The following is a 14683-nucleotide window of genomic DNA, read 5'->3' as shown; positions in this document are numbered from 1 at the left end:
GTGGGCGTTTCAGCTGAGCGGTTCCATCACCAAAGCGGCGCAAAAATGTGTGCAAGATTGAAGGGGGCGTTCGTAAGGTCTTGTGCAGGAAGTTGCATGATTTTTTCAGGGTTAATAAAAATGATCATATAAATCATAAGGTTAAAGCCTGCTAAGGCTTGGCATACATATCGCTCTATTGCCTGCACATCATCTGAAAGGGTCATCCCCATGTGTGCAGTCGATTCGAGTACGTGTACCGGCCGTCTTTCCCTCTTTCGTGAGTTCGACGCCGCACTGATGCACAAAGTGCGGCTGTTTATTCGCGGCAAAGTCATGAACCCGGATGATGTTGAAGACCTGGTGCAGTGCACGTTTCTTGAAGCGCTGCGCAACGCGCACAAATTTCGTAATGACTCGCTGCTGCTGACCTGGTTATGCGGGATTGCGATGAACCTGATTCGCAGCCACTTCAGGCGCCTGTACAGCCAGCCGCTGCAAAAAGACCTTGAAGAGTGCGACGTGCTCGACATCAGCGATAACAGTGATGTGTTTGCCGAGGTGGACGGGCGACGTCAGTTGCTGCGTGCCTTTCGTGCGATTGCCACCTTGCCGCTAAACATGCAGGAAGTGATTCGGGTGTCGCTGGAGATGGAAGGCAATTATTTGGACACGGCCACCGCGTTGGGCGTGCCGATTGGCACGGTGCGCTCACGCCTGTCGCGCGCGCGTGAGCAATTGCGTTGGCGGTTGGCCGGCAGCTTCTAACTTTATGACGAAATATTACAGCGCAGGACGGAACTGCCTGACGGTCTTTTGCCACGCATTAATGACGTCCAACTGACAATCATGGCGACCTTATGCGCATTTCCAGCTCTCCTTTATCCGGCAACGGTTCTGCGGTTTCGGGTGCAGAACCCCAGGCCGCGCCAGCGTCGCAAGACCCGAAAGAGGCCCCAGCAACGGGCAACATCGTGCAATTTGGCGTTGTGTCGCGACCGTTGACGTTCATGGATCAAGTGAACAAGCAAATGGACGATGCGCAGGCCGGGATGGACAAGCTCGAAAAGGAGATTGAAAGCAACGCGTCTTCGCTTAAAGACCAGTTTGATCAGTTGATGAGCCGGCTTTTCAATCCGACCGCATCACCGACCGCAGCCCCTGCTGATGCGCCTGCTCCTGCCAGTGCTGCGGCGCCGGTTACGCCCGTTGCTGCTCCAGCCGCCAGCCCTGCGGACCCCGCCGCCACCCCGGTGCCTGCGGCCAGTGCCGATGGTGCGTTTCTGGATGATTCTAAGTATTCGTCGCCCCAGGCCCTGAAAAAGTGGGCGCCGATGGTGGCGAACTTGCCAGCGGATCAGCAACTGCAAGCTGAAAAAGAACTCAACCGGCCCATCGCGGCGGCGCAAATGGCTCAGGAAGGCGGGGCCAATGGCGCCCAGGCGATGGCGTTCATCAATGCTAACCCGGCGTTGAAGAATGCGATTGACACTGCCATCAACCCCAAGGCCGACGGCATTATCAATAACAAGGACCTGAGCCGATTTGTCAGCCAAAGCCAAAGCGCGGCAGACGCGGGCGATAAAGACCTGGCTGACTACCGAAAAAGTAATCCGAATGCCGATGCGCAGTCGTTGCAAATGGTCACGTCTGCCGCGCTGATGCGGGCCAATAGTTACCTCACCGTGGCGGCGGACCCTGCGCACAGTGCGGGTGCGAGTCAGCAGACCAACGTTAATGGGCTAACCGATCAGGCGGGTTTGGCGGCGTTGCAAAACAGCAACCCCGGGTTGTCGGGCGCGTTGCGTCAGGCGGCGAAAACGTGGTCGCAGCCCGGCTTCTTTAACCAACTGGATCAGGGCGGTTTGTCCGGTCGAGCGTTGGCTGCCCATAGCCCGGATGGTTTGTTCAATTCCGGGAATATTGACAGCTGGATCAAGAAGCAGGCGCCGACCAATGGGGGTGAATTTGCCAGCATGCTCAGTGATGCCGCGACGATCAATGCGGTGTCTTCAACCGATATCAGCAAGCTAGGCACGGATGTCTTCGACCATCCGCAGAACTACACCGGTGCGCAGAAAGCCGCGGTCATGGTCAAGTTGCAGCAGACCAAACAGAGCGTGGATGCGGGCAGTGATCTGCGCAAAACCGGTGACACAGAAGCGGCATTGGCCGAGAAAATCGGTCAGTTGCAAAGCGATCCCGATGTGCAGGCGTACCTGCAACAGGCGGTGCCGAGCCAGGAAAGAGCCTTGGTCGCCAGTGATCCGGCCCTGAAAACAGCGGTGTATGACCAGATGCAGAAGGTCAACAACGGCCAGGCCTTGCGTAACGACATGAGCACCGCTGAAAAAAATCAGGGCAAGGGCGCTGCGGCTCCCGACTACAGCGGCGCACTCAATGGCCTGTCGGCTCAATTGCAATTGCAGCGCGATCTGTTGGGGCCGAACGTCAAGGTGCCTACCGCGCAGCAGGTGGTGGGTAATCAACCTGCGGTGCAAAAAACGTTGCAAGACGCCTATCAGGCCAACTTCACCAACGGCGGCGAGCTGCATCAGTTATTGGGGCAGAAAAAGGCTGACGCCAGCCAGGCCCTGCAACGCGTAGAGGTGCAGAAATCCGCGTACGAGGACGTATTGCCGGATGACTTTTTGCAGCGTCAGCAAGCGAATGTTGAGCACTCCACCGCCAATGAGCTGGTGCAGTCCAAGGCAGGTCGCAGCTTTCTCGACAAAGTGGCCAACGGTGATTCAGGTGCCACGGCGGTGCTGGCGATGACGGCCACGCAAAAGGCGCAGCAAGTCAAAGACACCTACGACGACACCAAAGACAGTATTTCGGGGCTCAAGGACGGGGTCGATGTGGTACGCAAACTGGCCGGTCGTGAAGCCTCTGCCGGGCTTGGCCGTCTGGCGGCGGGGGCAGCGATTCGTATCGGTGCCGCTGTGGGCGCTGAGGCAGCAGGCGCTGCGGTGGCGTCCACCATCGGTGTGGCGGCAGGCCCTGTGGGATGGGCGGTTGATGCCGTGCTCAGCCTGGGGTTGGGGATTGCGGCAATTATTGCTGCGGTCCAGAAGCATGCCGCGGCCAAGCACTTCGACCATAACGTCGACCCGACTCTGGATCAATTCGGCATCCCGCGACCGCATTGATTGCAACCACTCAACCCTTGAACTGTGCGACCCAGGAGTCCTGCAATGAATGTTTCTCTCTCATCTATCCGTACCGCCCTGCATGAGCTGGAAGCAGCTGTTGAGTCTGGCCTTCAGCCTTCGAAGGAACACCCGGTAGAAGGCCACGACGCAAGCAGTGCAGTGCGGGCTGCGGGCTCTGATCAGAAGCCGGTCAATTTTGCGTCGCCTTCTGACCCGGCTTCATCGACATCGGCTGACCCGGCCCGGACCCAATCGGCAGACCCTGCGAGTGCATCCGGTCAGGCTGACCCGCTCAAGCAGTTCATGGACGTGATCATGAAGGCGATCATGCAGTTTTTGCAGTCGCTGCAACACAAAGACGAAGGCAGCACCAAGGCTAGCGCACCGGTGTCGGCTGCCAAACCGGCTGGCGCGTCGCCTAGCCCGGCGGCTGCATCTGCGAGCCCGGCTGCGGCCAGTTCACCTGCCAGTGCAGTGTCGGGTAGTCCCGGTTTAAGCGCCGGTGACGAACTGCATTTGCCACCGGCGCTGGAACCCTATCGCGCCGACATTCAGGAGGCGGCCAAGGCCACGGGCATGCCAGCGAAAGTGATCGCCGGGCAAATCTGGGCTGAGTCCCGGGGCAATTTGGGGGCCGATTCAACCAACGTCAACGGCAAGACTGACGCCGGTTTGATGCAGGTCAACGCCGACACCTTTGCTGAACTCAAACGCAACAACCCAGCACTCTTGGGTAACGCCAACGTTAACAACGCCCACGACAACATCATGGCGGGCGCACTGTACCTGCGAGATCAAAGCAAGGCGTTCGGCAACAACATCGGCGCCGGATTACGTGCGTACAACTCGGGGCCAGACAAGGTCAACGTCAACAACCTGGCAGACACCGGCGGTGTGGGCGACCCGCAATACGCGGCCAATGTATTGAGATTTGCCGAGATCATTGGCAGTGGCAAAGGGCAATTGCCGGCGTAACCAGCGCGCAAGCATTTTCAGACAAGAAGGTCATAACTATGAGTTACCCACCCAGAATCGATTCGCGTCCGCCGGTGCTGCCTGAGCTGTCGTTTCAGGCTGAGCACACTGCTGCAGGTGCAGCGGCTGTCAGCGGCGTTAATGATCCGCAGGTGTTGCATGACCTGGAGCATGCGCTGGGCGATATCTTTGCGCCTCACGAAACGCCGCAGAACAAGCCTGCACTGGCGGCATTGGTCAAAGACCGCGCGACCCAATTGCAGGCAATGGGGCAGACGGCGGCGGACGTTGAGCGCCTGCTGGACAAGGCAACCCGCATGGACCGAGTGACCTTACCGATTCAGGGGGCGATTGGTTCAACACCGTTCGCCGTGGCGTCTGTGCTGCTCGACAGAGTTCCGGACATTACCGCCAAGGCTGCCGAGAGTGCTGCGTACACCGGTTTTGTGGCCGGTTCGATGTCGGGCGCGGTAGATGCGGTGGCCTCTGGAGTGCTGGCGCGGGCTACCCACGACACATTTTGGCTCAAGGCCCCGGACGAGGTGCTGGAGCCGGTGATGCAAGAAGCCAAGGCTGCGCGCAGCAACGCCACGCTGGGCAGTCGCACCCTAGAAGCGGTCGTTGCCAACCAGACGTTCACCCTGCGCAATGTGGTGCGTGGCCTGGTGGCGACGACGCTGACTGCCACCAAAGGCCCTAAGACTGCCGCTGCCGCAGACACGGCGCTGTCGTCGGCCGGGGGCATGTTGGCGGGGGCGGGTTATGCCGTCACGCAACGCAAATTTGATATGAGCGCCCACCGTGCCGGGCCTGAGTACCTGTTCGGGCGTCAGGACTGGAAAAAGCAGTATGAAACCTTGAGGGATTGCAGCCCCGCGCGAGACCCGCTGATCAATGGCGGCAAGCGCCTGGCCAAGTTGCCAGTGGACATCCTGACCGACACGGTGAAGTCATTCGGCAAGGCTATTTCGGCCACGAGTTTGGCCGCCAACGCCCTGGCGCTTGGCGGCGGGGGCGCGGTGCAGACCTTCGCCCGTAGCACGGTCAAGCACGCAGCGGCCAACGCCGGACTGCCACCGGCCGCGATCGCTGCTGCTGACGCGGCTGCCAACGTTGCCCTGTCAGCCGTGTCCTTTGGTGCTTACGGGGCAATTGGCGTAGTGACCGACCCTGCCAGCGAAGCAGCGGCCCACGCGCTGCAACATGACCTCCCGCCGAAAGCCTCGAGTATGGCGGCCTCGGCCGGGGAGGCGCTAGCAAGTGGGGTCAAAGCCGCAGGTGGCGTGTTGTCTGGTTCGCTGCAAGGGCTGAGTGCTATGAGCGGTCATTTGGGCCTAGGAACGGCGGCCGAGCGGGGGGCTGATTCGGTTGCCGGGTTGGCTAATCAATTTCGCCAACGCCCTGGGCGAAGCAATGGCCCGCAAGGCGAGTCAGATGTCTGACTTGTGGGTGTAAATGAAACATAGGGCATTTGCCCACTTCCTACTGACGGGTAAACAGATATGCGCGGAATCAGACCTAAACTTGGTTTGTCCTTGAACACACTGGCGCCCATGCCGCCGCCCAGAAAAAATGCCGGCGTTGAACTGCAGCGTATGCAAAAAGGCGAAGTGGCAGCCAATACGCAAACGCGTTTTGCCTTGAATCACGGGGCGCCGACCTATGATGTTGCCTTGAGCGCTCGGGGCCAGACCCACAGTGGCTGGAGTGCATTCAACCAAGCGGCTGCAACGGGTCAAGATGCGTTTATCCACATGGACCGGGTGGCGGCGAAAAGCCAGGGAGACTATGCCGGTGACAAAATCCATATCAGCGTGGCGCCACAGCATGTCGCCAACGCGTTCAATGCCATCGGCAAACTGTTGCAGGCTGAGGACGGCCCAGTCGACAAGTGGAAAGTGACGGACATGAGTCGCATCAGCGCGAGTATGTCGCCTGAGCAGCAGCGGGTTGCAATGGGTGCGCAGTTTACGATCTACGCTAAGCCTGATCGGCCCGATAACACTTACAGCCCGCAATACATGGGGAAAATGCGCGGCATGCTGATCAGTATCGAGAACGAACTTCGCGGTGCAGGGATTACGCCAAGCAGCCATCGCCCAGCCTCTGATGTCGCGCCGCAGCATTGGCAGTTCGCGTCTTATCGAAATGAACACACCAGCGACAGAACCGGGTCTGCCGGGCAGAGCAATGCGTTGGCGCAGCAGCCGTTCTTCCAACTGGTCGCTTTTGCGGACGCGTCACCGACCTCTGCAGGTTCAAGCCGTAGCCACCGCTCAATGCTGCCGCCGCCGTGGGGGGCAGGGCAATAACAGGGATCTTTCAGTACAAGGCTGGCTTCGTCTCAAAACTTTCGCAGGAGCTGCCTTCTAACCTTGTGTAGATACCTATGGCGCCCCATATGCCGGAGGATAGCGTTGTTTTTGCGAGCAAAAAAAAGCCCCGCCAGTTCAGAACTGGCGGGGCTTTTTAGTGGCCGGCGGAATTAGGCGAGGGGTTTAGACTCGTGTTCCTGTTCCGTGGCTGCTGCTTTAGCGGCGGCTGCTTCAGCTTCACGCTTGCGACGGCGTACTTCACGCGGGTCGTTAGGCGCGCGACCGTTGCTCGGTGCGCTGACAACCGGCGCTGCTACCACCACTTCAGTGGTTTCGACCACTTCAACCGGAGCCGGTTGTGCCACAACGGCTGTCTCGATCACTGCGGCTTCAGCCACAACCACTTCAGCGACTGGCTCAGCGACTGGCGCTGGAACGGCCTCGATAATGGCGGGTTCGGCAATTGGCTCGCGGACAACACGGGCTTCCTTGACGTGCTCAGGCGCTTTCTCAACGACTGGCGTTTCGATCACCGGCGCTTCTTCGCGTGGCGCTTCTACTGCCGGGGCTTCGACAACGGCCTCAATCACAGGCTCTGGCGCGGCAATGACCGGTGTTTCGACAACCGGAGCAGGTTCGGCAGCTGCCTTGACTTCAGGTTCAGCCTGCACTGCTGGCACTTCAACTTCTGGTGCCTTGATCGCTTCAACCGGAGTAGTTGCTTCAACAACCGGTGCTTCAACCACTGTCGTCTCGACAACCGGCGCTTCAACCGCTGGGGTTGGCACGATGGCCACTTCAGTGGTTTGCGCTTCTACCGCTGCCACGGTTTCGGCGGGTGCCGATTCCTGAATGGCTTGGGTGGCCCGCTCAGCTTGCTCGTTGGCTTGGGCTTCAGCAGGAGCGCTGATGGCCTGGGTGTGAACGGCTTGTTGTTCAGCGACGTGCTCGGCAGCGACTTGAGGTGCGGCAGCAGCGTTCTCGGCGTTGGCTTCTTCGCTGTTCTCTTCCGAACCTTCAATCACGTTGCCATTGGCATCGCGTTGGCGTTCACGACGGTTGCTACGGCGACGCTGGCCACGGGAGCGGCGACGTGGACGATCGCCTTCGGCGCTGTCCTGTGTATCGTCCTGCGATTGCTCATCGGTCGACAGTGCTTCTTCGTCTTCAGCGGTGGCAGCCGCTTGGGTTTCGCGTGGCGCACGTTCTTCACGTGGGGCGCGAGGCTGACGCTCTTCACGCGGCGCACGAGCTGGACGTTCTTCTTCGGTCACAACTGCGGCGGCAGCGGCAACGGCAGGGACGGCATCCAGAGGCTCGCGCAATTCGCGTACGCGCTCTTCACGACCTTCGCCGCGTGGCTTGCGGTCTTCACGCGGGGCACGTGGGGCACGTTCTTCACGCGGTGGACGAGGTGCGCGCTCTTCGCGAACGGCTGCAACTGCTGGTGCTTCTTCGCGTGGCTCGCGGACCTCGCGTGGTGCACGCTCTTCACGAGGTGCGCGCTCTTCGCGTGGTGCACGTTCTTCACGCGGCTTGCGCTCTTCGTCGCGGCGACCGTTGCGATTACGGCTTTGCTGACGGCCGTTGCGACGCTCTTCGTTTCGGGCTGGGCGCTCGGTAGCCACTGGTTTTTCAACCACGGCTGGGGCGGCTGGCTCTTCTTTGCTGGCGAACAGGCTAACCAGCGACTTCACCAGGCCTTTGAACAGGCTAGGCTCGGAAACAGTCGGGGCCGGAGCGGCAACCGGAGCGGCAACTTCGGTAGGCACCGGAGCCGACGTGCGGGCAGGTGCAGTTTTAACTGCGGCCTCTTGGCGAACCAGCGTGCGGGTCGCTGCGGCAGGCTGGACTTCTTCTACTTCAGCAGCAGCAGCGGCGATTTCGTAGCTGGACTGATTAGTGTGAGCTTCCGGGCTGTCATCACGCAGACGCTGAACTTCGAAGTGCGGTGTTTCGAGGTGATCGTTCGGCAGAATGACGATGCGTGCGCGAGTGCGCAGTTCGATCTTAGTGATCGAGTTGCGTTTTTCGTTGAGCAGGAACGCGGCAACCGGGATTGGCACCTGGGCGCGTACTTCGGCAGTACGGTCTTTCAGGGCTTCTTCTTCGATCAGACGCAAGATTGCCAGCGACAGCGATTCGACGTCACGGATGATGCCGGTGCCGTTGCAGCGTGGGCAGACAATGCCGCTGCTTTCGCCCAGCGATGGACGCAGGCGCTGACGGGACATTTCCAGCAGACCAAAGCGCGAGATACGGCCAACTTGTACGCGGGCACGGTCGGCTTCTAGGCATTCGCGGACTTTTTCTTCCACGGCGCGCTGATTTTTGGCAGGGGTCATGTCGATGAAGTCGATGACGATCAGGCCGCCGATGTCGCGCAGACGCAACTGACGGGCGATTTCTTCAGCCGCTTCAAGGTTGGTTTGCAGGGCTGTTTCTTCGATATCGCTGCCTTTAGTGGCGCGCGCCGAGTTGATGTCGATGGACACCAGGGCTTCGGTTGGGTCGATAACGATGGAGCCACCGGAAGGCAGTTCAACGACGCGCTGGAAGGCGGTCTCGATCTGGCTTTCGATCTGGAAACGATTGAACAGCGGAACGCTGTCTTCGTAGAGTTTGATTTTGCTGGCGTACTGCGGCATTACCTGACGGATGAAGGTCAGGGCTTCGTCCTGGGCTTCTACGCTGTCGATCAGCACTTCGCCGATGTCCTGGCGCAGGTAATCGCGGATAGCGCGAATGATCACGTTGCTTTCTTGGTAGATCAAGAATGGCGCGGAGCGATCCAGCGAGGCTTCTTTAATGGCGGTCCACAGTTGCAGCAGGTAGTCGAGGTCCCACTGCATTTCTTCGCTGCTGCGACCCAGGCCGGCAGTGCGTACGATCAAGCCCATGTCAGCAGGGGCGATCAGGCCGTTTAAGGCTTCGCGCAGTTCGTTGCGTTCTTCACCTTCGATACGACGGGAGATACCGCCAGCACGCGGGTTGTTTGGCATCAGGACCAAGTAACGGCCAGCGAGGCTGATAAACGTGGTCAGGGCTGCGCCCTTGTTGCCACGTTCTTCTTTCTCGACTTGCACGATAACTTCCTGGCCTTCGCTCAGGACGTCCTTGATGTTTACACGACCTTCAGGCGCTTTCTTGAAGTATTCGCGGGAGATTTCCTTGAGGGGCAGAAAGCCGTGGCGCTCAGAGCCGAAATCGACAAAGGCAGCCTCAAGGCTTGGTTCTATGCGAGTAATACGGCCTTTGTAGATGTTGGCTTTCTTCTGCTCGCGTGCACCCGACTCAATGTCCAGGTCGTAGAGGCGTTGGCCATCTACCAGTGCAACGCGCAACTCTTCAGGTTGAGTTGCGTTAATCAGCATTCTTTTCATGTTGTACCGTCGGTTTCCGGGCTACCGGAAACGGCGTTCGGCACACACGACTTCTCATGGTCGGTGTCAGGTGCGTCAGGAGTAGTTGGCCACTCCAGTGTCCAGCGAGTTCGACCAATGGGGGCGAAGTCGCGACTTACGCTTCCTGCTTGCTGTGGTGACTTAATAAGCACTCAGTCAGGAGGAGGAATCAACCAGCGGCTGTGGACGAGATGAAGCGTCTTGATAAAGCCTATTGCTACACAGTCCGACGGTTGTGCATCTCCACCCTACACGTATCCCTGATAATTCGGGTGCTGCCGCGCGCAGAATCCGCAGCGGGTTGGCATTTACCGTGTTCTCCAAAAGGGGAGTTCACGCATCATGGCTAATAAAGGCGATGTTTCCGAAGCATTCGCTCGAAATACCTTGAGCTGACTGCACTTTGTGAACTGGCCGTGAATATCGGCGTAAAAGGCGAGTTTTCACTCTGCTTTCCAGGCTCGCTTCAGGCCTCATGTCACCTGCGCTTGTTACAACTCCATGTGTTTCGTTTGCAGCAAAAGCCCCGTAGGACGGCCTCGCGTCCTCGTGAAGAGCGTTGGTCAGGGCCGGTTGTTCACCGTTAATCCGCTGTCCAGGCCGCTTTTGGCGGCGTTCGCGACTATAGCAGCAATGATTAAGTGCTTCAATTCCATAAAAAATTGTTATCATCCGCGCCATGACGACGACTACCCCCCCGACCCCCAGCGTTCAGCTGCTTGAGGTCACGCCGGAATATGCCGGCCAACGCATCGACAACTTCCTTCTTGCCCGGCTCAAGGGTGTTCCCAAGACTTTGATTTACCGCATTTTGCGTAAAGGTGAAGTGCGCGTGAACAAAGGGCGGATCAAGCCTGAGTACAAGCTACAGGCGGGCGATATCGTGCGCGTGCCGCCGGTTCGCGTGCCTGAGCGTGATGAGCCGGTACCCGTGGCACAAGGTTTATTGCAACGACTTGAAGCCGCGATTGTCTACGAAGACAAGGCGCTGATTGTACTGAACAAGCCTGCCGGTATTGCCGTGCACGGCGGCAGCGGCCTGACGTTTGGTGTGATTGAGGCCTTCCGCCAGATGCGGCCCGACGCCAAGGAGTTGGAACTGGTACACCGCCTAGATCGCGACACTTCTGGTCTGCTGATGATTGCCAAAAAGCGCAGCATGCTGCGCCATCTGCATGAAGCGCTGCGTGGTGACGGTATCGACAAACGCTACATGGCGCTGGTGCGTGGCAACTGGGCGACCTCGATCAAGCAAGTGCGTGCGCCGCTGATGAAGAGCAATCTGCGTTCGGGCGAACGCATGGTTGAGGTGAACGAAGAGGGCAAGGAGTCGGTGACGGTGTTCAAGGTGCTGCGTCGCTTCGGCGATTTTGCCACCATGATCGAAGCCAAGCCGATTACCGGTCGGACTCACCAGATTCGTGTGCACACGTTGCATGCGGGTCATTGTATTGCCGGTGATACCAAATACGGCGACGAAGGCTTCTCTAAAGAAATCCGCGATTTGGGTGGCAAACGCTTGTTTTTGCATGCCTACATGCTGACGGTGCCGTTGCCGGATGGCGGCGAGCTGAAGCTACAGGCGCCGGTAGATGACATGTGGGCCAAAACGGTGGAGCGCCTGAGTGCTGAGTGAGTACAAGCTGCTGATTTTTGACTGGGATGGCACGCTGGCTGATTCCGTTGGTCGGATTGTTACCGCGATGCAAGCTGCAGCGCAGCGCTCGAGACGCCCTGAGCGTGATGAAGGGGCAGTCAAGGGGATTATTGGTTTGGGCTTGCCTGAAGCCATCCTGACGCTTTATCCCGATATGACCGAGGCCGAGGTGGTTGCCTTTCGCCAGCACTATGCCGATGTCTACATCTCGATGGACGCCGAGCCTTCTCCGTTGTTTCCTGGTGTGGCTGATTCGCTTGAGGCTTTGCGTGCTGATGGCTATCGCTTGGCTGTTGCGACGGGCAAGGCGCGCCGCGGGCTTGATCGTGTACTCAAGTCGCATGGCTGGGAGTGTTTCTTTGATGTCACGCGGGCGGCGGATGAAACTGCCAGCAAGCCTGACCCTTTGATGCTGAATCAAATTCTGGGGCATTGCGACGTCTCGTCTCGGCAAGCCTTGATGGTGGGGGATGCCTCCTTTGATTTGCTGATGGCGCGCAATGCGGGCATTGACTCTGTAGCTGTGAGCTATGGTGCTCAACCTATTGAGCGTTTGCTCACGTTTGAACCGCGATTGGCTATTGATAGTTTTCCTGAGTTGCGTGCCTGGCTGAGTCGGCAGGTTAATTAACGTTTTTGCTGGGGTGGAGCATGGTTGATCAATGGAAGGCGCCTGCGGAGGCTGAGTCGACAGTCGGTGATGATAAGAGCTGGAAGTTGTTGGAAAAAACCTTGTTGGCGGGTGTGCAGGAACAGCGTCGTGCGCGTCGCTGGGGTATTTTCTTCAAGTCACTGACGTTCTTGTATCTGATTGTGGTGTTGCTTGTGTTTACGCCGTTTCTGGATATGGAACGCACTGCAACCAAGGGCACGGGCTATACCGCATTGATTGATGTGCGAGGCGTGATTGCTGATAAAGAAGCCGCCAGTGCTGACAATCTGGTCACCAGTTTGCAGGCTGCGTTTGAAGACCCCAAGGTTAAGGGCGTAGTGCTGCGCATCAACAGCCCTGGCGGCAGTCCGGTGCAGTCGGGCTATGTCTACGACGAAATTCGTCGTTTGCGTGGCTTGCACCCTGAAATCAAGGTATATGCCGTGATTTCCGATCTGGGGGCTTCTGGTGCGTATTACATTGCCAGTGCAGCCGATCAGATTTACGCCGACAAGGCGAGTCTTGTGGGTTCGATTGGTGTGACGGCGGCCGGCTTTGGCTTCGTCGGTACGATGGAAAAACTGGGTGTTGAGCGTCGAGCTTACACGTCGGGTGAGCACAAGGCCTTTCTTGATCCGTTTGAACCTGAAAAGCCGGATGAAACCAAGTTCTGGCAGGGTGTGCTGAACACTACGCACGAACAGTTCATTGCCAGTGTCAAGCAAGGTCGCGGAGATCGCTTGAAAGACAAAGAACATCCTGAGTTGTTCTCGGGGCTGGTCTGGACCGGTCAGCAAGCGCTGCCGTTGGGCTTGATCGATGGTCTAGGCAGTGCCAGTTCGGTTGCGCGTGACGTGATCGGCGAAAAAGAGCTGGTTGACTTTACGGTGCAAGAATCAACTTTCGACCGCTTCTCGAAAAAACTGGGCGCCAGCGTGGCAGAGCAATTGGCCATGTGGATGGGTTTTCAGGGGCCGACACTGCGCTGAGTATGCGGTCATGGCTAACAGGTCTTGATCCGCGGTATTGGCTTCTTAATTAAACCGGCGCTCATGTGGTTGCCGGTTTTTTTACGCGTGTACTGTCCGTTTTGCTGCTGAGGGCTGTCGCCGAGGTGTGGCGCCAGTGATGCGGGTCACGGAATATCAACGCCTTGGGCCAGCAGCATGTCGACCAGGCGTATCAGTGGCAAACCCACGAGGCTGGTAGCGTCATCGCCTTCGGTGCGCTGGAACAGGCTCACGCCCAAACCTTCTGCTTTAAAGCTGCCTGCGCAGTCGTAGGGCTCTTCTGCGTGCAGGTAGCGTTCGATCTGTTCTGAGGTGAGTGTGCGCATGTGAACGGTAAAGGGTACGCAGTCGGTCTGGTACTGGCCGTTCTGGCTGTTGAGTAGGGTCAGGCCGGTAAGGAAGGTCACACTGGCGCCGCTGGCGTTCAGCAGTTGCTGGCGGGCCTTGTCGAAGGTGTGGGGCTTACCGATGATCTGGTCGTTGAGTACAGCGACCTGGTCGGAACCGATGATCAGGTGCGCGGGATGGCTTGTGGCAAGTGCCTGGGCTTTTTCCAGGGATAGGCGTTTAACCAGCTCGTGAGCGGGCTCGCCAAGGCGGTGGCTCTCGTCGATGTCGGGTGAACTGCAGCTGAAAGTCAGTCGCAGGCGCGACAGCAGTTCGCGGCGATAAACCGAGCTTGAAGCGAGTAATAGAGGTAGCATGCGCGACTCCTGTAGGCGGCCGGGAATTCTAGCGAGAGTATCGGTTGTCGCACAGGTACAATTTCCTTTGACACGCGAGGGGGTCGTCCCTAGAATGCTGCGCCTATGTTGAATGACCCGATTCCACCTCACGTTGACCCGCGCAAATTAGCTGATCGTGGCACTACCCTTCAAGGTGAAGTGCTGCTGGCTGATTTGGAGAGACTCTGCGACCCGCTTTCCGACAATGTCGGTGTGGTCCAGGCTAAATTTGTTTTTGAGCGCGACGAGCGAAGATCTGTGGTAATACACAGCTCCATCGACGTCGAGGTCAAGATGGTTTGCCAGCGTTGTCTTGAGCTGGTCACCCTGCCGATCCACAGCGAGTGCAGTTATGCTGTGGTGAAAGAGGGTGCGAATACCCAGTCGTTACCGAAAGGTTATGACGTGCTGGAACTGGGCGAAGATCCTTTGGATCTGCAGTCACTGATCGAGGAGGAGCTTCTGCTCGCCTTGCCCATTGTGCCTGCTCATCATCCGGAAGAATGCCAGCAGCCGGCGGGTCTCGATGAGCCCGAACCAGGCGAGGACGAGGTAACGCGGTCCAACCCGTTCAGTGTATTGGCGCAGTTAAAGCGTGACCCAAACGTTTAGGAGTTAATCAATTATGGCTGTTCAGCAGAACAAAAAATCCCGCTCTGCCCGTGACATGCGTCGTTCGCACGATGCTCTTTCGGCTAGCACTCTGTCTGTAGAAAAAACCACCGGTGAAATTCACCTGCGTCACCACGTATCGCCAGAAGGCGTATACCGTGGCCGTAAAGTGATCGACAAGGGCGCTGACGAGTAATCA

Annotated in this window: 13 protein-coding genes; 10 read left to right on the top strand and 3 right to left on the bottom strand. The window is 58.2% G+C overall.

Features of this window, described 5'->3' with window-relative positions; genetic code table 11:
- Positions 1-26: 26 nt before the first annotated feature.
- Positions 27-212: a hypothetical protein gene (locus tag B347_RS26625; RefSeq protein ID WP_157786896.1), complete on the bottom strand. Its 186-nt coding sequence runs from the start codon at positions 210-212 to the stop codon at positions 27-29.
- On the opposite strand from B347_RS26625, the gene B347_RS0118995 reads away from it, so the two are divergent.
- From B347_RS0118995 to B347_RS0118975, 5 genes are all read left to right on the top strand, one after another.
- On the top strand, positions 211-747 hold the full coding sequence (locus B347_RS0118995) for a sigma-70 family RNA polymerase sigma factor (protein ID WP_019411282.1): 537 nt from the start codon (positions 211-213) through the stop codon (positions 745-747). The two genes, B347_RS26625 and B347_RS0118995, sit on opposite strands and share 2 nt — an antisense overlap.
- Positions 748-839: 92 nt before the next feature.
- Positions 840-3131 (top strand): type III effector HrpK domain-containing protein, encoded by a 2292-nt coding sequence (locus tag B347_RS0118990; RefSeq protein WP_019411281.1) that lies wholly within the window; start codon positions 840-842, stop codon positions 3129-3131.
- Positions 3132-3176: 45 nt separating this feature from the next.
- Positions 3177-4109: a lytic transglycosylase domain-containing protein gene (locus B347_RS0118985; protein WP_019411280.1), complete on the top strand. Its 933-nt coding sequence runs from the start codon at positions 3177-3179 to the stop codon at positions 4107-4109.
- A gap of 38 nt (positions 4110-4147) precedes the next feature.
- Positions 4148-5551, top strand: a complete 1404-nt coding sequence (locus B347_RS0118980) for a hypothetical protein (RefSeq protein WP_019411279.1) — start codon at positions 4148-4150, stop codon at positions 5549-5551.
- A gap of 60 nt (positions 5552-5611) precedes the next feature.
- Positions 5612-6421, top strand: a complete 810-nt coding sequence (locus B347_RS0118975) for a type III effector (protein ID WP_026014288.1) — start codon at positions 5612-5614, stop codon at positions 6419-6421.
- A gap of 173 nt (positions 6422-6594) precedes the next feature.
- Here the strand turns inward: B347_RS0118975 and rne are convergent, their stop codons facing one another.
- The gene (gene rne, locus B347_RS0118970; protein WP_019411277.1) at positions 6595-9798 is read right to left on the bottom strand and encodes a ribonuclease E; all 3204 of its coding nucleotides are present in this window, start codon (positions 9796-9798) and stop codon (positions 6595-6597) included.
- A gap of 709 nt (positions 9799-10507) precedes the next feature.
- On the opposite strand from rne, the gene rluC reads away from it, so the two are divergent.
- From rluC to sppA, 3 genes are read left to right on the top strand one after another with little or no spacing between them, the layout of a single operon-like run.
- Positions 10508-11464 carry a 23S rRNA pseudouridine(955/2504/2580) synthase RluC gene (gene rluC / locus B347_RS0118965; protein WP_019411276.1) on the top strand — a complete coding sequence of 319 codons (957 nt, stop codon included), beginning with the start codon at positions 10508-10510 and terminating at the stop codon, positions 11462-11464.
- Positions 11454-12116 carry an HAD-IA family hydrolase gene (locus tag B347_RS0118960; protein ID WP_019411275.1) on the top strand — a complete coding sequence of 221 codons (663 nt, stop codon included), beginning with the start codon at positions 11454-11456 and terminating at the stop codon, positions 12114-12116. The genes rluC and B347_RS0118960 overlap by 11 nt, the downstream gene beginning before the upstream one ends.
- Positions 12117-12136: 20 nt before the next feature.
- The gene (gene sppA / locus B347_RS0118955; RefSeq protein ID WP_019411274.1) at positions 12137-13126 is read left to right on the top strand and encodes a signal peptide peptidase SppA; all 990 of its coding nucleotides are present in this window, start codon (positions 12137-12139) and stop codon (positions 13124-13126) included.
- A 146-nt stretch (positions 13127-13272) separates the two neighbouring features.
- Here the strand turns inward: sppA and B347_RS0118950 are convergent, their stop codons facing one another.
- Complete coding sequence (locus tag B347_RS0118950) at positions 13273-13851, bottom strand: Maf family protein (RefSeq protein WP_019411273.1); 579 nt, start codon at positions 13849-13851, stop codon at positions 13273-13275.
- A 105-nt stretch (positions 13852-13956) separates the two neighbouring features.
- Between B347_RS0118950 and B347_RS0118945 the strand changes: the two genes are divergently transcribed.
- A complete protein-coding gene (locus B347_RS0118945) occupies positions 13957-14484 on the top strand; it encodes a YceD family protein (protein WP_019411272.1) in 528 nt (175 codons plus the stop codon).
- Positions 14485-14497: 13 nt separating this feature from the next.
- Positions 14498-14680, top strand: a complete 183-nt coding sequence (gene rpmF / locus B347_RS0118940) for a 50S ribosomal protein L32 (RefSeq protein WP_003442519.1) — start codon at positions 14498-14500, stop codon at positions 14678-14680.
- Positions 14681-14683: the final 3 nt, after the last annotated feature.

Source organism: Pseudomonas psychrophila HA-4 (assembly GCF_000282975.1).
GTDB classification, from domain to species: Bacteria; Pseudomonadota; Gammaproteobacteria; order Pseudomonadales; family Pseudomonadaceae; genus Aquipseudomonas; species Aquipseudomonas psychrophila_A.
Note: the sequence above shows the minus strand (reverse complement) of the source record. Positions and strands in the feature narration are given on the sequence as shown.

What these genes read in the sequence shown, in the direction of transcription:
- rluC (WP_019411276.1), top strand. Translation starts at nt 10,508, where the DNA reads ATGACGACGACTACCCCCCCGACCCCCAGCGTTCAGCTGCTTGAGGTC.
- B347_RS0118950 (WP_019411273.1), bottom strand. Translation starts at nt 13,851, where the DNA reads ATGCTACCTCTATTACTCGCTTCAAGCTCGGTTTATCGCCGCGAACTG.
- B347_RS0118980 (WP_019411279.1), top strand. Translation starts at nt 4,148, where the DNA reads ATGAGTTACCCACCCAGAATCGATTCGCGTCCGCCGGTGCTGCCTGAG.
- B347_RS0118945 (WP_019411272.1), top strand. Translation starts at nt 13,957, where the DNA reads ATGTTGAATGACCCGATTCCACCTCACGTTGACCCGCGCAAATTAGCT.
- B347_RS0118995 (WP_019411282.1), top strand. Translation starts at nt 211, where the DNA reads ATGTGTGCAGTCGATTCGAGTACGTGTACCGGCCGTCTTTCCCTCTTT.
- B347_RS0118990 (WP_019411281.1), top strand. Translation starts at nt 840, where the DNA reads ATGCGCATTTCCAGCTCTCCTTTATCCGGCAACGGTTCTGCGGTTTCG.
- B347_RS26625 (WP_157786896.1), bottom strand. Translation starts at nt 212, where the DNA reads ATGGGGATGACCCTTTCAGATGATGTGCAGGCAATAGAGCGATATGTA.
- rpmF (WP_003442519.1), top strand. Translation starts at nt 14,498, where the DNA reads ATGGCTGTTCAGCAGAACAAAAAATCCCGCTCTGCCCGTGACATGCGT.
- B347_RS0118975 (WP_026014288.1), top strand. Translation starts at nt 5,612, where the DNA reads ATGCGCGGAATCAGACCTAAACTTGGTTTGTCCTTGAACACACTGGCG.
- rne (WP_019411277.1), bottom strand. Translation starts at nt 9,798, where the DNA reads ATGCTGATTAACGCAACTCAACCTGAAGAGTTGCGCGTTGCACTGGTA.
- sppA (WP_019411274.1), top strand. Translation starts at nt 12,137, where the DNA reads ATGGTTGATCAATGGAAGGCGCCTGCGGAGGCTGAGTCGACAGTCGGT.
- B347_RS0118985 (WP_019411280.1), top strand. Translation starts at nt 3,177, where the DNA reads ATGAATGTTTCTCTCTCATCTATCCGTACCGCCCTGCATGAGCTGGAA.